Raw genomic sequence first — 18650 nt, 5'->3', positions numbered from 1 at the left:
GCCGGCTGGCGTGGGTTGTCTTTATTGCAGCGTACCGTTCAGCGCGGCTTCGACCTCATCCGGCGATGAAGCGTTCAGGTTATATTGTTTCAATAACGCCGCGTATTCCGTCGACTGAAGTACTTTTTTTACCGCAGCATCAAGCGTTTGATATTTTTCATTGCCTTTTTTGACCCCCAGGCCAATCAGTATCGGATAAATGATGCCGCTGCTGACGGTGAGTTTTTGCGTTTTGTTCGCCACATCGAAGGCGACCGCCGAATCATCGAACTGCACATCGACCGCGCGCGACATTACCGCCTGACTGGCCTCAGGGGCGGTGGGGAATTCCCTGACGTCTATCGGCTTCAGCCCCTTATCAACGCACAAAGGCTTGGACGCCTGATTCATTTTCAGGACCCATGCGGCGCCTTTGATTGAACCGACTTTTTTTCCGCATAACATGCCGAGTTCCGTCGGTTGGAACGGATCCCCTTTTCTGGCGATCAATACGCCGCCGGTTTTCACGTAGGGAATAAAGTCGATCTGTTTGGCGCGTTCCGGCGTCATATATAATGATGACGCGATAACGTCAAATTTACCGGTATTAAGCCCCATAATCAGATTAGCGAAGCGTGTATCGATAAATTCCGGCGTGGCGTTAAGTTCTTTCGCCACCATGGCAATAAATTCCGCGTCAAAACCGGCGGCTTTATGATTTTCAATATAGTTATAGGGCGGATAGGTGAGATCGGCTCCCACTTTAAGTGATTCGGCGAATGCGGGTTTAAAACAGACAAAAATAAGCGCTGTGCAAAGGCAGATAACATTCTTTTTTAGAAAAAATGCCAATCTATCCGTTTTTTTTCCATCCATGTAAATCCCCTTATTTTGTAATGATATGCATCAGTCTGTTGTTAAGAAGCATATTGCATGCCATCTGTATAAAATGGACGGTTGTCTGCCGCCGGCGCGATGCCGCGCCTTTGCTTATCTCTCGGGGCGGCGGGCGTCGGACAGGGCATTAACGCGGAATGATATCCATACGGGTTGTGCGTGATTTTCGCGCGACGGGCGATGTGGCGGCATCGGTTGGCTTATTCGGCGGTTTGTCAGGGGATGGGTGATCGCCGCATCGAACGGTTTTTTTGTTCTATATGTGTGCGTACGCACGATAAAGGTGCGTAACGTTCGCCAATGGGAACGGCGCCCGGTCGGGCGCCCGCTGCTCGATGGGGAATAGGTTAGCTGAGGACGTTTTCTGGACCGGCCTGTTTAGCCCGCGTCTGCAGCCATTGCTCCAGCTCGCGCCGGCTGGTTTGCTGATTGTCGATTTTGACATAGGCGCAACGCTCTTCGGCGATAACCACCGCTTCGGCCACGCCCCGGCAGGCGGCGATTTTTTGCTGCAGACCGCTATCCCGCACAGCCTGTTCCGGCAGGATGACCCTCAGGCTGCTTAACCAGGGGGGCTCCGGCATGGTAAGCGCCACCAGGAACCAGACGGCGGCGAGCAGGGCGCCGGCAAGAAAAACCAGTCCGGCGCCCTGCAGTTCAAACAGCCAGCCGCCCAGGCTGCCGCCGATCGCCACGCCGATAAATTGGGTGGTGGAATAGATCCCCATCGCGGTGCCCTTGTAGCCTGCGGGCGACTCTTTGCTGATCAGCGACGGCAGCAGCGCCTCCATCACATTGAAGGCCACGAAAAACAGCTGGATGCCGGCAATCATCGTCCACAGCCGTGCCCCGGCGCCCCATAGCACCAGTTCGGCCGCCAGCAGCGTCAGCACGCAGCCGGCGAACACCTGCCTCATCCGGCGTTTCACTTCGGCATAGATGATAAAAGGAACCACGGCGGCGAAGGAAACCAGCATGGTCGCCAGATACACTTTCCAGTGTTGTTGCGGCGGCAGGCCGGCCTGCTCCATGCCGCGCGGCAGAGCGACAAAGCTGGACATCAGCAGGATATGCAGGCACATGATGCCAAAATTCAGCTTCAGCAAACGGCTATTGGCCAATACCTTATGCACGCTGCCGCGTACGATGGCCGAATCGCGATTCAGCACATGGTTAGGGGCCGGGGGCACCATCAGCAGCGTGATGGCGATCGCGGCCAGCGCCAGCAGCGCAATGCCCCAGAACAGCGCCTGTAATCCGTACGCATGGGTGACGATCGGCCCGGCTACCATGGCTATGGCGAAGGTAATGCCGAAGCTGACGCCGATAAACGCCATGGCTTTGGTGCGGTTCTGTTCGCGCGTCAGGTCGGACAGCAACGCCATCACGGCGGCGGCAATGGCGCCCGATCCCTGCAGCGCGCGGCCGAGAATAATGCCCCAGATCGACTGGCTCATGGCGGCAATGACGCTGCCGATCATGAAGACCAGCAGCCCGCCGACGATCAGCGGTTTGCGGCCGATGCGGTCGGACAGCAGCCCGAAGGGAATTTGAAAAATTGCCTGCATGAGACCATAAATGCCGATAGCCAGGCCGATCAACGATTCGCTGGCGCCCTGCAGCGCCATGCCGTAGGTCGTCAGAACGGGCAGCACCATAAACATGCCGAGCATGCGCAGTGAAAAGACGGCGCCCAGGCCCCAGGTCGCACGCAGTTCCTGCGGCGTCATTTTATAATCGTTCATTACCACCTCGAAAAAGCAACCGGCGCTAGTGTATGTGCCTGGCGGCAGCGAGTAAACGCCAGCTTTGTTACGTCATTTGGCAAACGGGGATAAGCAGGAAACTCGGGGCGCGCGCGGGAAAGGATAGCGTCGCCGGGCGGGCGGGACCCATCCGGCGACGGCTGACAATAACGGCGTTGCGTTAATTGAGCCGGGTGAGCAGGATATCGGCAGACGGGGTCATAAAGTCGACCGACATCATGATGCTGAGCGATGTGATGGCCACGATGGAGAAAATAAACAGTTTTCGCGCCCAAACCTTATCGTCATTGGCGTTTTTGTAACCCGACAGCGCCATTCCCAGCCACCATACGCTGACCGCAGCGGCCACCGCCAGATATTTGTAGCCTGCGTAGCCGCCCAGCGACAGCATCAGCGTGGCGACCATAAAGGCGATGATATACAGCGTAATATGATGTTTGGCCACCGAAATGCCTCTGACCACCGGCAGAACCGGAATATTGGCCGCCTGATAATCTTTGAAGCGAAAAATCGCGATGGCGTAAGAGTGGGGCATTTGCCACAGACTGAAGATCAGCAGCAGGATCAAGGCACCGGCATCAAACTGATTGCTGACCGCGCAATAGCCGATGACCGGCGGCGCCGCGCCGGACAGGCTGCCGATCAGCGTGCCGTACACCGAGTGGCGTTTCATGTACAAGCTGTAAACGCCCACGTAAACGATGAAGCCCATTACGGCCAGCCACATCGCCAGCGGGTTGGCCGCCAGATACAGCAACGCAAAGCCCGCAATACCCAGCACCGACGCATAGACCAGCGAGACCTTAACGGAAATCAGCCCGCGGACCAGAACACGATTTTTGGTTCTCTCCATTTTTTTGTCGATATCACGGTCAATGACGTTATTGAAAACGCAGCCCGACGCCACGACCAGTGATACCCCCACCAGGGTGGAGAAAAACAGGGAATAATCGATGCTGCCTTTGGCCGCAAGGAGGAACCCCCCGATAACGGAAATCAGATTACCGAAAATAATTCCCGGCTTGGCCACTTGCAGGTATTGCTTAATCATCATTTACGACTCTTCAGAAGACCATCATGTTGTTGTGCGTGTTCCACATAATCCAGATGGAGCCCACCACGACAATAGCGATGATCAGGAGGGTAAACAGCAATGCCACCACGTTCCAGCGCTCTTCCGACGAGGTGTTCATGTGCAGGAAATAGACCAGATGCACCAGAATCTGAATCACGGCGCAGCCCACCAGCGCCAGCACCAGCACGGTATGCGATGCCGAACCGTTCATGACCAGCGCGAACGGAATCACGGTTAAAATGACGGACAGAATAAAGCCGGTCAGATAACTCTTCACGCTGCCGTGGCTGGCGCCGCTGTGATCGGTTGGTGAATGACTCATTACAGCGCCCCCATCAGATAAACAACGGTAAATACACAGATCCACACAACGTCCAGGAAGTGCCAGAACAGGCTCAGACACATCAGCCGGGTTTTGTTGGTGGCGGTCAGGCCGCGGCGGGCGACCTGAATCATCATGATCAGAATCCATATCAGGCCGCCGGTCACGTGCAGACCGTGCGTTCCCACCAGCGCAAAGAAGGCCGACAGAAAGGCGCTGTGATCCGGGCCGTGACCCTGTACGATCAGATGATGGAACTCATAGATTTCCATCGCGATAAACGTCAGGCCGAACAGGAACGTCAGGCCGAGCCAGCGATTAACCTGCGACGTCAGCCCTTTGTTCATGGCAATCATGGCCATGCCGTAGGTGATGCTGCTGAACAGCAGCACAAAGGTTTCCACCAGCACGAACGGCAGTTCGAACAGATCTTTGCCCGCCGGGCCGCCGGCAACGCCGTTGACCAGCACCGCATAGGTTGCGAACAGGGACGCAAACAGAATGCAGTCGCTCATCAGGTAGATCCAGAAGCCGAATACTTTGGTGGCTCCCGCATCGTGGTGCTCATGCCCGGCATGGGCGGCGTTATGGTTGGTCAGAGTTTCAGTTGCCATGTTTCAGACCTGCCTTGCTGATTTGATCAAAGTGCCGGTTTTCAATGCTCTCGACTTCCGCGACCGGTACGTAGTAATCAACGTCTTCGTTAAAGCTATGTACGATCCAGGTCACGATCATGCCGGCAAAGCCGACGATGGCGAGCCACCAGATATGCCAGATCATGGCGAACCCGAAGATCAGACTGAAGGCGGAGATAATCACCCCGGCGCCGGTGTTCTTCGGCATATGGATCTCTTCATAGGCGGCGGGTTTCTGATAGGCCTCGCCTTTCTCTTTGCTTTCCCAGAAGGCGTCGCGTTCATCCACGTTCGGCACGATGGCGAAATTGTAGAACGGCGGCGGCGAAGAGGTTGACCATTCGAGCGTGCGCGCATCCCACGGGTCGCCGGTTAAATCCAGATTTTGATGGCGATCGCGGATACTGACGTAGTACTGGATTAGCTGGCACAGCACGCCAATCCCGATCAGCACGGCGCCGAACGAGGCCACCACCAGCAACGGGTGGAACTCGGGGTTGATCTGCTGGCTCAGACGGCGGGTCATGCCCATAAAGCCGAGGATATACAGCGGCATAAAGGCGACGAAGAAGCCGATAATCCAGAACCAGAAGGCGCGTTTGCCCCAGGTTTCGTTCAGTTTGAAGCCGAACGCTTTCGGGAACCAGTAGGTGATGCCGGCAAAGCAGCCGAACACCACGCCGCCGATGATCACGTTATGGAAATGCGCGATCAGGAACAGACTGTTGTGCAGCACGAAGTTGGCGCCCGGCACCGCCAGCAGCACGCCGGTCATCCCGCCGATGGAGAAGGTGATGATGAAGCCGGTGGTCCACAGCATGGTGGAGTGGGGCTGAATACGGCCCTGATACATGGTGAACAGCCAGTTGAAAATTTTCACCCCGGTCGGAATGGAAATAATCATGGTGGCGATACCGAAGAAGGCATTGACGTTCGCGCCGGACCCCATGGTGAAAAAGTGGTGCAGCCAGACGATGAAGGACAGCACGGTGATGGCGATCGTCGCCCAGACCAGCGAGGTATAGCCAAACAGCCGTTTTTTACAAAAAGTGGCCACCACCTCGGAGTAGACGCCAAACACCGGCAGCACCAGGATGTACACTTCCGGATGGCCCCAGGCCCAAATCAGGTTGATGTACATCATCATGTTGCCGCCCATATCATTGGTGAAGAAATGGGTACCCAGGTAGCGGTCCAGGGTCAGCAGGGCGATGGTTACCGTTAAAATCGGGAAAGCGGCGATAATCAACACGTTAGTGCACAACGCGGTCCAGGTGAATACCGGCATCTTCATTAACGACATGCCGGGCGCGCGCATTTTCATGATGGTGGCGAAGAAGTTCACCCCGGTCAGCGTGGTGCCGAGGCCGGATATCTGCAGACTCCATATCCAGTAGTCCACCCCGACGCCGGGACTGTACTCCTTACCGGATAGCGGCGGGTAGGCCACCCAGCCGGTCTGGGCGAATTCGCCGACGCCCAGCGACAGGTTGATCAGGATGACGCCGGCGACGAACAGCCAGAAACTCAGCGAGTTCAGGAACGGAAAGGCGACATCGCGCGCGCCGATCTGCAGCGGCACCACGATATTCATCAGGCCGACCACAAAGGGCGTCGCCACGAAAAAGATCATGATCACGCCGTGGGCGGTGAAAATCTGATCGTAATGATGCGGATTGAGAAACCCTTCGGCGCCGGCCGAGGCCAGTACCTGCTGACCGCGCATCATAATGGCGTCGGCGAAGCCGCGCAGCATCATCACCAGGCCGACGATGATGTACATGATACCGATCTTTTTGTGGTCTACCGAGGTAAACCACTCCTTCCACAGCCATTTCCATTTACCGAGCCAGGTAATCAGGCCCAACAGGGCCGCGCCGCCGACGATGATTGCCGCGACGGTGACCATAATGATCGGTTCATGATACGGAACCGCATCAAGCGTTAATTTTCCCAACATCTTATTTATCCCTCAGATCCGGAATGGGACGCGTGCTCACCCATATTCATGCCGTCATGCGCCGGCTGCTCTGCGCCGCTATGTTCAGCGTGCCCCTGCTGATGCATGTCCATATCGTGCCCGACAAATTTGCCAAGAATATTTTTGAACAATTCCGGCTGCACGCTGGAGAAATACTCAACCGGGTGGTATTCGCTTGGCTGGGCCAATGTCTCGAATTCATCCATGGTATTGAGCGTATGGGATGACTGGCGAACGGCGGCAACCCACTGATCGAAGGCTTCCTGCGTCGGCGTGGCAATCGCGGTGAATTTCATGCCGGAGAAGCCGTGACCGCTGTAGGCGCCTGAGATACCGTCATATTTTCCGGGTTCGTTGGCGATCAAATGAAGCCTGGTCTGCATACCCGCCATGGCGTAAATCTGGCCGCCGAGACGAGGAATAAAGAATGAGTTCATCACGGAGTTGGCGGTGATTTTAAACTCAACCGGTACGTTAGCCGGAAACGCCAGTTCGTTGACGCTGGCGATGCCCAGTTCCGGATAGACGAACAGCCACTTCCAGTCGAGCGATACCACCTCGACCGTTATCGGCTTCACATCGGAGGCCAGCGGCTTATAGGGATCAAGCGCATGGGTGGTTTTCCACGTTATCGTGGCGAGGATCGCGACGATAATGATGGGGACAGTCCAGACCACGGCTTCGATCTTATTGGAATGCGCCCAGTTGGGGGTGTACTTCGCCTTTTCATTGGAAGCGCGGAACTTCCAGGCGAAGGCGATAGTCATAATAATCACCGGGATCACAACGATCAACATCAGGCCGATGGCCGTCAGTATCAGCGTTCGCTGCTCTAGTCCGATTTGTCCTTTGGGGTTCATCAGTGCCATATCGCAACCGCTGAGCATCAGCGTGGCTGCAAATAAAGACAGCATCCCAAAACTTTTATTGTATTTCCTGAGTCTCATCTAGCGACCTCAATTACAAGGGCTCTATCCTGGCGTTTCATGCGAGCGGGCATTTTACGGGAAGGTTGCTGCACTGTAAACATGATTAGACTTGTGTCAGTATATTGTTACTGTTTTTTGCCTTGCTTGTCACAAACATGTCGTTTTTTTGACAAACTTTCCAGCGAAAACAATCAATTATCAGGTCTTTCAGTACAGCGCTTATATTCAATATAGAACAGGTAACCGGTAAATGCGTTATTTGTTTTTTAATTAACAAATTGTTAGCATTTGGGACCGTGTCAGATAAAAAATAAGAAATGAAGGGAGCGTCTTAATCCGCCGGCAGAAAAATTTACCCAACCCGATATTTTTCGCTAAAAATACTTCTTATAAGAAATAATAATGTGCTGAAATCGTTTTTATCCTGCGGCCGGCTGAATTTATTTTTTGCGCCTCTGCGCCAGATAATCCAGCAGAGCGCCGTACAGGATACCGATCAACGCCAGAGCGCCCCCGGCGCTCAGCAGCCCTTCCGTCACCAGCCCGCTGTTCAGCCAGTCGATGTCACCGAAACCGCTTATCCGGATAGCCTGACGGACAATCAGCAACAGCAGCCACCAGCCCAGCAGCAGGCAGCCAGCGATCAGCGTGTACAGCGCCATGCGATAGCCGCGTACAAAAAAACGGCGCGGCATGAAGGTGTCGGTGCTTTGGGTATATTCCAGCGTCTGGCGACAAACCAGCAACAGCGCCAGACCAGGCAGCGCGGCGACGATCGAGAACAGGTAGAACCATGCCCAGCCATGCGCTTCGACGAACCAGCCGGCGAGCGGCCCGACGTACACTCTGCCGACGGCGGACAGCGCGGACAGCAGTGCAAACTGGGTCGCGGAAAAGGATTTATTACACAGGGTCATTAGCAGCGCGACGAACGCCGCGGTGCCCATGCCGCCGCACAGGTTTTCCAGAAACACGGCGCCGGCCATGGTCAGCATATTTTTATCGGTCAGCGCCAGCAGCCAGTAGCCGGCGTTCGATATCGCCTGCAAAATACCGAACAGCAGCAGGGCGCGGAACAGGGATAATCGCTGCATCAGCAGACCGCCGTACAGCGCGCCGACGATTGTGGCGAACAGGCCCAGCGTTTTGTTGATGACGCCGACGTCGGCGGGGTCAAAACCCACGCCGCGGATCAAAAAGGTTGTGTTCAGACTGATGGCAAAGGCGTCGCCCAGCTTATACAGCACGATCAGCAGCAGGATCAGCCAGGCATTATCGCGGCCGAAGAAATCGCGCAGCGGCGCCGCAATGGCCTGCTCCATGCTGGCCGGCGCGGGAACGCGGGTGTCCGGCTCCGGCGCCATGAGCGTCGCGAGCGTGCTGAGCAGCATCATGCCGGCCATCAGCCAGTAGGTTGACTGCCAGCCCAGCAGCCGATCGGCAATCCACAGCGCCAACCCGCCGGAAACCATCATCGCCAGCCGATAGCCGAGTACGGAAATCGCCGCGCCGCTGCCGCGTTCCTGCGGCGGCAACAGATCGGTCTTATACGCATCGAACACAATGTCCTGAGAGGCGGAACAAAAGGCGACCAGCGCCGCCAGCGCCGCCAGCCACCACAGATCGCGCGATGGCTCCATAAAAGACATCGCGGCGATGGTGATGAACAGACCGAGCTGGCTTAGCAGCAGCCAGCCGCGCCGTCGCCCGAGAAACGGCGGCGTATAGCGGTCCATGAGCGGCGACCACAAAAACTTGAACACATAGGCCTGACCGACCAGCGAAAAAAAACCGATCGTTTTCAGATCGACTTTTTCCACCGTCATCCACGCCTGCAGCGTGCCCGAGGTCAGGGCCAGCGGTAAGCCGGAAGCAAAGCCCAGCAGCAGCAGGACGGCGGAGTTGCGCTGAGTGAACAGCGTGAATACACGACTAAACATGAGAGGCTCTTTCCTCCAGCGCCGCAGGCGCGCCGGGGGAAGCGGTGGTATATGGATTGATGTCATTGCCGACAAAGCCGCTGACGGGACTGAAACAATCGCTCCAGACGAACCGGAGGGCGCGCCGGCGATTTACGCCGCTATGCTCCCCCGGTCCGCTTTTCCTGATGCGCTTCGTCAACGAACTGATTAACGCGCGTTTTGCTTGATAAAGGTGGTGACGCTGGTGTCCTGCGCCATGTCGTTAATGACATCGCCCAGCACGGTGTTGACCGCATTAGTGATTTTTTCGTTGCTGGCGGTAAAGGCGCCCTGCACGTTATAGGTAGAGCGGTAGTTCTTCACCTGTTTATTGCCGTTGCCGGCGGTGGAGATAATCGAGATATCCGCTTTGGTGGTGATGTTGTAGCGCAGGTTGCCTTCCGCCACGTCGGCATACAGATTATTGACGATAATCTGCAAATCGACCGGGCCGCCGGTGCCGATCATATAGCCGCGCGCGCTCATCTGTTTTTCCAGCGCTTCCTGCAGCAGGAAACGCAGATCGCGCGAAGGCGTCAGCGTCACCAGTTGACCTTCGCGGTTGACTTTCGCCAGCGCCTGGTCGGTGCGCTGATCGGCGCCGTTAATGCTGATGGTGATGCCCATCAGAGAAGGATCCTGCGAAGGCAGCGTAATCCTGGGCGTTACGTCCAGCGTGTTACTTTTCGTGGCACAGCCCGCCAGAATCAGAACAGCGAACAATGGAAAAAATAATTTTTTTAACATGCGAGTTTTCTCAGTAATGATTAAGGGGAGTTAGCAGATAAAAAGTCCTGATATCATACCATTGCCGCCGCCGGGCGGAAGCGCTAAGCGCGACAAAATTTACTGGCTGCCCAGCCCGATGCATTCGACTCCCGTCCGGAGCAAAGCGCTTTTTATCATATCCCCGCTCAGGATGACATGTTAACCGTCGGGCCGCGGGGCGGCGCCGGCGGTAAATTTACTTTATGATGGCGATAACAAACAAGAAATCGGCTAAGATTGAAAATGAGTATACCGGTCATTTTCAGACTATTGGTATACCCTGCATAACCCGAGCCGCAGGGAAAGCGTTATCGTTTTGTTCAGCGCCGGCGCTGGCCGACGGGGGAGCCTCCGGGGGCTGAATAGCGAGCGCCGTCAACGCACCTGCAATTTGCAATATAACGGGTATATCGGCTGGCCCGGTTATCGTCGCTCAGCAGCTGAAAGTCGATTGGGCAGGAAAAGAGTCTCAGATGGATATGGATAATGCAGTCGTCAGGACGCAGCGCTTTTGTGTTGTAAGGAGAACCGTATGATTCGTCAGCAAATAGAAGCAAAGTTAAGGGCGGCGTTTGAACCTTTTCATCTGGAAGTCACTGACGAAAGTTACCGTCATAACGTCCCGGCGGGTTCAGAGAGCCACTTCAAAGTTGTGTTAGTGAGCGATCGCTTTACTGGAGAGCGTTTTCTTACCCGCCATCGTGCTATCTATGCGGTCCTGTCTGAAGAACTGTCAGCAACCGTGCATGCACTGGCGCTTCACACCTATACCATAAAGGAGTGGGAGGGGCTGCAGGATACTGTACCGGTATCGCCGCCCTGCCGCGGCGCCGGCATTACCGCCTGATAGCACGCCGTTGACCGGCAGCCCGCCGCCCCTGCGCGCGGTTTGCGGCGAAAATTTTCCGCTCTGTGTTTCTGCCAACGGCCCGCGGGCCGTTTTCTGTTTTAACCGCGTGTTTACTGTCCTCGACTCGCCCTGCCTATATCGCTATAATGCCGCGTCTAATTTTCCGGAATGTATTCGGGACGCTTCTGACATACGGGGAAGCGGGAACGAGCGAATCGCGCCTTCCCGCTTCCGGGAAGCCGCTTTCAGGGCCGCGTATCCGGCGGGATAGGCTGTTGAAAATGACTTCTGGGGTTGACCGAGCACTGTGATTTTTTGAGGTAACAAGATGCAAGTTTCTGTTGAAACCACTCAAGGCCTTGGGCGTCGTGTAACTATTACTGTTGCCGCGGATAGCATTGAGACTGCAGTAAAAAGCGAACTGGTGAATGTCGCTAAAAAAGTGCGCATTGACGGCTTTCGTAAAGGTAAAGTTCCGATGAACATCGTGGCTCAGCGCTATGGCGCCTCAGTCCGTCAGGATGTGTTGGGCGATCTGATGCAGCGTAATTTCGTTGATGCCATCATTAAAGAAAAGATTAACCCAGCCGGCGCGCCGCAGTATGTTCCTGGCGAATATAAAGCTGGCGAAGACTTCACGTACTCTGTCGAATTTGAAGTCTATCCGGACGTCGAGCTGAAAGGTCTGGACGCGATCGAAGTAGAAAAACCGCTGGTTGAAGTCACCGAAGCCGACGTCGACGGTATGCTGGAAACCCTGCGTAAACAGCAGGCGGACTGGAAAGAAAAAGCCGACGCCGCGACGGCGGAAGACCGCGCCACGCTGGATTTCACCGGTTCCATCGATGGTGAAGAGTTCGAAGGCGGCAAAGCGACCGATTTCGTACTGGCTATGGGCCAGAACCGCATGATCCCGGGCTTCGAAGACGGCGTCGTCGGCCACAAAGCCGGTGAAGAGTTCACTATCGACGTCACTTTCCCGGAAGACTATCACGCTGAAAACCTGAAAGGCAAAGCGGCTAAGTTCGCTATCGTGCTGAAGAAAGTTGAAGAGCGTGAACTGCCGGAACTGACCGAAGAGTTCATCAAGCGTTTCGGCGTGGCCGATGGCTCTCTGGACGGTCTGCGCGCCGAAGTTCGCAAGAACATGGAGCGTGAACTGAAAGCCGCCGTGCGTAACCGTGTAAAAACCCAGGTTATCGACGGTCTGATCGCTGCGAATGAAATCGACGTGCCTGCCGCTCTGATTGACGGCGAAATCGACGTTCTGCGTCGTCAGGCCGCCCAGCGTTTCGGCGGCGATGAGAAACAGGCGCTGGAACTGCCGCGCGAACTGTTCGAAGAGCAGGCTAAGCGTCGCGTTCAGGTCGGTTTGCTGCTGAGCGAAGTGATTAGCAGCAACGAACTGAAAGCGGACGAAGATCGCGTGAAAACGCTGATTGAAGAAATGGCCTCCGCTTACGAAGATCCGCAGGAAGTCATCGAGTTCTACGGTAAAAACAAAGAGCTGATGAACAATATGCGCAACGTGGCGCTGGAAGAGCAGGCTGTTGAAGCGCTGCTGGCCGGCGCTAAAGTGACGGAAAAATCCGTCGGCTTTAATGAGCTGATGAACCAGTCCGCCAGCGCATAAGCGTTAGCTGTTTGCTGAGACCGGAGCGCTTTGGCTTCTCCGGTCCACCGAAAGCCCGTAGCCTTAAGGTACGGGCTTTTTTGCATTTAACCCGCTGCTTCGTCTCCGTTTTCATCGGGCATTGACAGCTGAACTAAACTATAGTGTCAACAGGTGTCGCCATCCGATTGGCCCGCAGCGTTGAGTCTGGCCGGCGCATTCGCCGCGCGATAGTTCGCTGGATTAAACGACAAGATACCGGCGCTTTATCCGCATATTGAAGCATCAATACGGCGTATATACTCTAAATAAATAATTCGAGTGGCGGGACAAAACGTTATCGTTTTGAACAACGCAACGCGCCGGCCCGTCATGGGTGGGGCGCATGAACGCGTCTCGTCACGCCGCTGGCGGCGGTCCCGCAGGGGTGGGACTCAGGGCGGCGGCGAATAGTTGAGCGCCGCCAACGCTCCTGCAGCCTGGCGTGTGATGAGTATAGAATGAACGCAGTCGGCGTAAAGCGTCGGGGCGGACTTGAAAAACGGCGGCAGACCCCCCAGTTATCGGTGATAAGGGCTATCCGGCGCCAACCTCTGAGGCCGGGGGAGCGTCTGAATGTCCGGGTTATGCGAACACTTGAGCATAGTTATCATTGTGAATCTCAAGTAGAATCGACGAACTGGGTGATAAATGAAATTTTTCAGGAGACGGTAATGGGACAAGAAAGACAAGCGCCTCATATGGCTCTGGTGCCAATGGTGGTTGAGCAAACTTCACGTGGGGAACGCTCTTACGATATTTATTCCCGTTTACTGAAAGAGCGGATTATCTTTCTGACCGGTCAGGTAGAAGACTATATGGCCAACCTGGTTGTCGCTCAGATGCTGTTTCTGGAAGCCGAAAACCCGGAAAAAGATATCTATTTGTATATCAACTCACCGGGCGGGGTTATCACTGCCGGCATGTCGATTTACGATACCATGCAGTTTATTAAACCGGACGTCAGCACTATCTGCATGGGGCAGGCTTGCTCTATGGGGGCCTTTCTGCTGACTGCCGGCGCCAGGGGTAAGCGCTTCTGTTTACCGAATTCCCGGGTGATGATTCACCAGCCGCTGGGCGGCTACCAGGGCCAGGCGACGGATATTGAAATCCATGCCAAAGAGATCCTTAAAGTGAAGTCACGGATGAACGAGCTGATGGCGAAACACTCGGGGCAGCCTCTCGAAGCAATAGAGAGAGACACTGAGCGCGATCGTTTCCTGTCGGCCGATGAGGCGGTAGACTATGGTCTGGTGGATTCCGTATTCAGTCACCGTGACTAATTCGCGCCGGTGGCGAACGCATTGGGTATGATGCGAGATGTTGTGGAGCGCTGAGTTCCATAATAAAGTAGCGTTCGCGGTGATGCGGTTGCTGTAGCTGGCCTGCGGGCAGAGACTAAAGAAGAGGTTAACTGATGACAGATAAGCGCAAAGACGGTTCAGGAAAGTTGCTGTACTGCTCTTTCTGCGGCAAAAGCCAGCATGAAGTGCGGAAGCTGATTGCCGGACCGTCAGTGTATATCTGCGATGAATGTGTCGACTTGTGTAACGACATTATTCGCGAAGAGATTAAAGAGCTGGTCCCGCATCGTGAACGCAGTGCGTTGCCGACGCCGCACGAGATTCGCCATCATCTTGACGATTATGTGATCGGTCAGGAACAGGCGAAGAAGGTACTGGCGGTAGCGGTATACAATCACTATAAGCGGTTGCGCAACGGCGACAGCAATAACGGAATCGAACTGGGCAAAAGCAACATCCTGCTGATTGGCCCGACCGGCAGCGGTAAGACGCTGCTGGCCGAAACGCTGGCGCGCTTCCTTGATGTGCCTTTCACGATGGCCGACGCCACCACGCTGACCGAAGCGGGCTACGTGGGCGAAGACGTGGAAAACATCATCCAGAAGCTGTTGCAGAAGTGCGATTACGATGTACAGAAAGCGCAGCGCGGCATCGTCTACATCGATGAAATCGATAAGATTTCACGCAAGTCTGATAATCCATCCATCACCCGCGACGTGTCCGGGGAAGGGGTGCAGCAGGCGTTGCTGAAGCTGATTGAAGGGACTATCGCCGCGGTGCCGCCTCAGGGCGGGCGTAAACACCCGCAGCAGGAGTTCCTGCAGGTCGATACTTCGAAGATCCTGTTCATCTGCGGCGGCGCGTTCGCCGGGCTGGATAAGGTGATTGAGCAGCGTACCGACACCGGGCGCGGCATCGGCTTCGGCGCCACCGTGAAAGGTTCGGCGCAGAAATCGACCGAAGGCGAACTGTTGGGCCAGGTTGAGCCGGGCGATTTGATCAAATTCGGTCTGATTCCTGAGTTTATCGGCCGTCTGCCGGTGGTGGCGACGCTGAAAGAGCTGAGCGAAGAAGCGCTGATTCAGATTCTGCGCGAGCCGAAAAACGCGCTGACCAAACAGTATCAGGCGCTGTTCAATCTGGAAGGGGTCGAGCTGGAGTTCCGGGACGAAGCGCTGACGGCGATCGCGAAGAAAGCCATGGCGCGTAAAACCGGCGCGCGCGGCCTGCGTTCCATCGTGGAGGCCGCGCTGTTGGATACCATGTACGATCTGCCTTCGCAGGAAAACATCGACAAAGTGGTGATCGATGAATCAGTCATCGCCGGCCAATCCGAGCCGCTGCTGATCTACGGCAAACCCGAGGCGCAACAGGCTTCTGGTGAATAAATAGTCAAAGTCGACGCGTTTACTGATAAAAATGGGGGATCTTATCCCCCATTCGTTTTTCCTCGCATTCTGATCGTTGAATGTAAGCTATTTATCCCCATATACTCAAAATACCTGTTGGGTGAAACCGTGAAGTTCGTGTTTCACGTGATTCCCATAAACCTGGCGGAAGCTAAACTAAGAGAGAGCTCTATGAACCCTGAGCGTTCCGAACGCATAGAAATCCCCGTATTGCCGTTGCGCGATGTGGTGGTTTATCCGCACATGGTCATTCCGTTGTTTGTTGGGCGGGAGAAATCGATTCGGTGCCTTGAAGCCGCAATGGATCATGATAAGAAGATCATGCTGGTGGCGCAGAAAGAAGCTTCAACGGATGAGCCTGGTGTAAACGATCTTTTCTCAGTAGGGACAGTCGCCTCGATTCTGCAGATGCTGAAGCTGCCTGACGGTACGGTCAAGGTACTGGTGGAAGGGCTGCAGCGCGCGCGTATTACCACCTTATCTGACAGCGGCGAGCATTTCGCCGCTCAGGCTGAATATTTAGATTCTCCGGCGATTGATGAACGCGAGCAGGAAGTGCTGATGCGCGCGGCGATCAATCAGTTTGAAGGCTACATCAAGCTGAATAAGAAAATCCCGCCGGAGGTGCTGACGTCACTGAACAGCATTGAAGATGCCGCCCGTCTGGCGGACACGATTGCCGCCCATATGCCGCTTAAATTGACGGACAAGCAGTCGGTGCTGGAAATGTCGGATATTACCGAACGGCTGGAATATCTGATGGCGATGATGGAATCGGAAATCGACCTGCTGCAGGTGGAAAAACGGATTCGCGGCCGCGTGAAGAAACAGATGGAAAAAAGCCAGCGCGAGTACTATCTGAATGAGCAGATGAAGGCGATTCAGAAAGAGCTGGGCGAGATGGACGACGCGCCGGACGAAAACGAAGCGCTGAAACGCAAGATTGAAGCGGCGAAAATGCCGAAAGAAGCGCGCGAGAAAACCGAGGCCGAACTGCAGAAGCTGAAGATGATGTCGCCGATGTCGGCGGAAGCGACGGTGGTGCGCAGCTATATCGACTGGATGCTGCAGGTGCCGTGGACCGCGCGCAGTAAAGTGAAAAAAGATCTGAACAAAGCGCAGGAAATGCTGGATACCGACCATTATGGTCTGGAGCGCGTGAAAGAGCGCATCCTGGAGTATCTGGCGGTGCAGAGCCGGGTCAGCAAAATTAAAGGGCCGATCCTGTGCCTGGTGGGGCCGCCGGGAGTAGGGAAAACCTCTCTGGGGCAGTCGATCGCCAAAGCCACCGGCCGTCAGTATGTGCGCATGGCGCTGGGCGGCGTGCGCGATGAAGCGGAAATCCGCGGTCACCGCCGCACCTACATCGGCTCCATGCCGGGCAAACTGATCCAGAAAATGGCTAAGGTCGGGGTGAAAAACCCGCTGTTCCTGCTGGATGAGATCGACAAAATGTCGTCCGACATGCGCGGCGATCCGGCCTCGGCGCTGCTGGAGGTGCTGGATCCTGAACAGAACGTGGCGTTCAACGACCACTATCTGGAAGTGGATTACGATCTGTCCGACGTGATGTTTGTCGCGACCTCCAACTCGATGAACATTCCGGCGCCGCTGCTGGACCGAATGGAAGTGATTCGTTTGTCGGGTTATACCGAAGATGAAAAACTCAATATTGCCAGACAGCACCTGTTGCAGAAGCAAATTGAGCGCAACGCCCTGAAGAAAAATGAGTTAACCGTCGATGACAGCGCGCTGGTCGCGATCATTCGCTACTACACGCGTGAAGCCGGGGTGCGTAGTCTGGAGCGCGAGATTTCCAAACTGTGCCGCAAGGCGGTGAAAACGCTGCTGATGGACAAGTCGGTGACCCACATTGAGATCAACAGCGAAAACCTGAAGGATTTCCTCGGCGTACAGCGTTTCGACTACGGCAAGGCCGAAGACGAAAACCGCGTTGGTCAGGTAACCGGCCTGGCATGGACGGAAGTGGGCGGCGATCTGCTGACCATTGAAACCGCCTGTGTGCCGGGTAAAGGCAAACTGACCTATACCGGTTCGTTAGGCGAGGTGATGCAGGAGTCGATCCAGGCGGCGCTCACCGTGGTGCGCGCCCGGGCGGAAAAACTGGGCATCAACAGCGATTTCTACGAGAAGCGCGATATCCATGTGCACGTGCCGGAAGGCGCCACGCCGAAAGACGGGCCGAGCGCCGGGATCGCCATGTGTACCGCGCTGGTGTCCTGTCTGACCGGCAACCCGGTGCGTTCCGACGTGGCGATGACGGGCGAAATTACGCTGCGCGGTTTGGTGCTGCCTATCGGCGGTCTGAAAGAGAAGCTGCTGGCCGCGCACCGCGGCGGGATTAAGACGGTGTTAATCCCGGAAGAGAACCAGCGCGATCTGGAAGAGATTCCGCAGAACGTGATTGCCGATCTGGATATTCACCCGGTCAAACGGATTGAAGAAGTATTGGCGCTGGCGCTGCAGAATGCGCCTTTCGGCATGCAGGTTGTCACGGCATCGGCAAAATAGTGACCTATCGCAAAAAGCCTTGCTAAAATCAGGGCTGGCAAGACAAATCGTGCTTGCCAGCTTTTTTTTGTGCCGTTAAGTTAGAGCACTGTTGGCTTTAGCGGTAACTTGCCAGGGCCTGACAGGATTGATATAAAAGCTACGGGTCACGTATTGGGATAACTTCAGCGTGGCATTGAGAATTCCAGAGGGGATGAGAGAGTGAACAAGTCACAATTGATCGACAAAATTGCCGCAAGTGCTGATATTTCCAAAGCGGCGGCAGGACGCGTATTAGATGCGATTATTGGTTCCGTTACCGATTCTCTGAAAGAAGGGGATGACGTCGCTTTAGTGGGCTTCGGGACTTTCTCCGTGCGTGAGCGTGCGGCGCGCACCGGTCGTAACCCGCAGACGGGTAAAGAAATCAGCATTCCGGCTGCTAAAGTGCCGGGTTTCCGTGCAGGTAAAGCGCTGAAAGACGCCGTTAACTAATGTACCCGGTCGATTTCGGGTTGCTGGCGGGCGGTCGGCGAGCGAAGCCCGATGCGTTTACCCGGGCAAGCGATGCGGGCGACCGGTCCGCGGGAGCGGAATCGCGTGATGCCA

Annotated in this window: 15 protein-coding genes; 6 read left to right on the top strand and 9 right to left on the bottom strand. The window is 55.4% G+C overall.

Annotated features, from left to right (window positions below; translation table 11 throughout):
* Positions 1-21: 21 nt before the first annotated feature.
* The 9 genes from FJU30_RS12420 to FJU30_RS12380 form a co-directional block, all read right to left on the bottom strand.
* Positions 22-741 carry a transporter substrate-binding domain-containing protein gene (locus tag FJU30_RS12420; protein ID WP_263406728.1) on the bottom strand — a complete coding sequence of 240 codons (720 nt, stop codon included), beginning with the start codon at positions 739-741 and terminating at the stop codon, positions 22-24.
* A gap of 482 nt (positions 742-1223) precedes the next feature.
* Positions 1224-2621, bottom strand: a complete 1398-nt coding sequence (locus FJU30_RS12415; RefSeq protein WP_191091589.1) for an MFS transporter — start codon at positions 2619-2621, stop codon at positions 1224-1226.
* 181 nt (positions 2622-2802) lie between these two features.
* Positions 2803-3693: a heme o synthase gene (gene cyoE, locus FJU30_RS12410; protein ID WP_150435345.1), complete on the bottom strand. Its 891-nt coding sequence runs from the start codon at positions 3691-3693 to the stop codon at positions 2803-2805.
* 13 nt (positions 3694-3706) lie between these two features.
* A complete protein-coding gene (locus FJU30_RS12405) occupies positions 3707-4039 on the bottom strand; it encodes a cytochrome o ubiquinol oxidase subunit IV (protein WP_150435274.1) in 333 nt (110 codons plus the stop codon).
* On the bottom strand, positions 4039-4653 hold the full coding sequence (locus tag FJU30_RS12400; RefSeq protein WP_150435273.1) for a cytochrome o ubiquinol oxidase subunit III: 615 nt from the start codon (positions 4651-4653) through the stop codon (positions 4039-4041). The genes FJU30_RS12405 and FJU30_RS12400 overlap by 1 nt, the downstream gene beginning before the upstream one ends.
* Entirely contained in the window at positions 4643-6634 is a 1992-nt protein-coding gene (gene cyoB, locus FJU30_RS12395) for a cytochrome o ubiquinol oxidase subunit I (protein WP_150435272.1), read from the bottom strand. The genes FJU30_RS12400 and cyoB overlap by 11 nt, the downstream gene beginning before the upstream one ends.
* 5 nt (positions 6635-6639) lie before the next feature.
* Complete coding sequence (gene cyoA, locus FJU30_RS12390; RefSeq protein ID WP_150435271.1) at positions 6640-7602, bottom strand: cytochrome o ubiquinol oxidase subunit II; 963 nt, start codon at positions 7600-7602, stop codon at positions 6640-6642.
* Positions 7603-8024: 422 nt separating this feature from the next.
* The gene (gene ampG / locus FJU30_RS12385; protein WP_150435270.1) at positions 8025-9524 is read right to left on the bottom strand and encodes a muropeptide MFS transporter AmpG; all 1500 of its coding nucleotides are present in this window, start codon (positions 9522-9524) and stop codon (positions 8025-8027) included.
* Positions 9525-9713: 189 nt separating this feature from the next.
* Complete coding sequence (locus FJU30_RS12380; RefSeq protein ID WP_150435269.1) at positions 9714-10292, bottom strand: lipoprotein; 579 nt, start codon at positions 10290-10292, stop codon at positions 9714-9716.
* Between the two features lie 553 nt (positions 10293-10845).
* Between FJU30_RS12380 and bolA the strand changes: the two genes are divergently transcribed.
* The 6 genes from bolA to hupB all read left to right on the top strand — a co-directional run bounded on the left by bolA (position 10846) and on the right by hupB (position 18536).
* On the top strand, positions 10846-11160 hold the full coding sequence (gene bolA, locus FJU30_RS12375; protein ID WP_150435268.1) for a transcriptional regulator BolA: 315 nt from the start codon (positions 10846-10848) through the stop codon (positions 11158-11160).
* Positions 11161-11491: 331 nt separating this feature from the next.
* Positions 11492-12796, top strand: a complete 1305-nt coding sequence (tig, locus tag FJU30_RS12365) for a trigger factor (RefSeq protein ID WP_150435267.1) — start codon at positions 11492-11494, stop codon at positions 12794-12796.
* Positions 12797-13488: 692 nt separating this feature from the next.
* Entirely contained in the window at positions 13489-14100 is a 612-nt protein-coding gene (gene clpP, locus FJU30_RS12360) for an ATP-dependent Clp endopeptidase proteolytic subunit ClpP (RefSeq protein ID WP_150435266.1), read from the top strand.
* Between the two features lie 134 nt (positions 14101-14234).
* The gene (clpX, locus tag FJU30_RS12355) at positions 14235-15509 is read left to right on the top strand and encodes an ATP-dependent protease ATP-binding subunit ClpX (protein ID WP_150435265.1); all 1275 of its coding nucleotides are present in this window, start codon (positions 14235-14237) and stop codon (positions 15507-15509) included.
* Between the two features lie 192 nt (positions 15510-15701).
* Positions 15702-18062, top strand: a complete 2361-nt coding sequence (gene lon, locus FJU30_RS12350) for an endopeptidase La (protein ID WP_150435264.1) — start codon at positions 15702-15704, stop codon at positions 18060-18062.
* Between the two features lie 201 nt (positions 18063-18263).
* Positions 18264-18536, top strand: coding sequence for a nucleoid-associated protein HU-beta (gene hupB, locus FJU30_RS12345; RefSeq protein WP_150435263.1), 273 nt, complete (start codon positions 18264-18266; stop codon positions 18534-18536).
* The last annotated feature ends 114 nt before the right edge of the window (positions 18537-18650 follow it).

It is taken from the genome of Affinibrenneria salicis (assembly GCF_008710095.1).
The sequence above is the reverse complement of the archived record's forward strand: the minus strand, read 5'-3'. Positions and strand labels throughout refer to the sequence as shown.

Coding starts and splice junctions, on each gene's coding strand:
- tig (WP_150435267.1), top strand. CDS start 11,492: ATGCAAGTTTCTGTTGAAACCACTCAAGGCCTTGGGCGTCGTGTAACT.
- clpP (WP_150435266.1), top strand. CDS start 13,489: ATGGGACAAGAAAGACAAGCGCCTCATATGGCTCTGGTGCCAATGGTG.
- FJU30_RS12415 (WP_191091589.1), bottom strand. CDS start 2,621: ATGAACGATTATAAAATGACGCCGCAGGAACTGCGTGCGACCTGGGGC.
- FJU30_RS12400 (WP_150435273.1), bottom strand. CDS start 4,653: ATGGCAACTGAAACTCTGACCAACCATAACGCCGCCCATGCCGGGCAT.
- cyoE (WP_150435345.1), bottom strand. CDS start 3,693: ATGATTAAGCAATACCTGCAAGTGGCCAAGCCGGGAATTATTTTCGGT.
- bolA (WP_150435268.1), top strand. CDS start 10,846: ATGATTCGTCAGCAAATAGAAGCAAAGTTAAGGGCGGCGTTTGAACCT.
- ampG (WP_150435270.1), bottom strand. CDS start 9,524: ATGTTTAGTCGTGTATTCACGCTGTTCACTCAGCGCAACTCCGCCGTC.
- cyoA (WP_150435271.1), bottom strand. CDS start 7,602: ATGAGACTCAGGAAATACAATAAAAGTTTTGGGATGCTGTCTTTATTT.
- lon (WP_150435264.1), top strand. CDS start 15,702: ATGAACCCTGAGCGTTCCGAACGCATAGAAATCCCCGTATTGCCGTTG.
- FJU30_RS12380 (WP_150435269.1), bottom strand. CDS start 10,292: ATGTTAAAAAAATTATTTTTTCCATTGTTCGCTGTTCTGATTCTGGCG.
- FJU30_RS12405 (WP_150435274.1), bottom strand. CDS start 4,039: ATGAGTCATTCACCAACCGATCACAGCGGCGCCAGCCACGGCAGCGTG.
- clpX (WP_150435265.1), top strand. CDS start 14,235: ATGACAGATAAGCGCAAAGACGGTTCAGGAAAGTTGCTGTACTGCTCT.
- cyoB (WP_150435272.1), bottom strand. CDS start 6,634: ATGTTGGGAAAATTAACGCTTGATGCGGTTCCGTATCATGAACCGATC.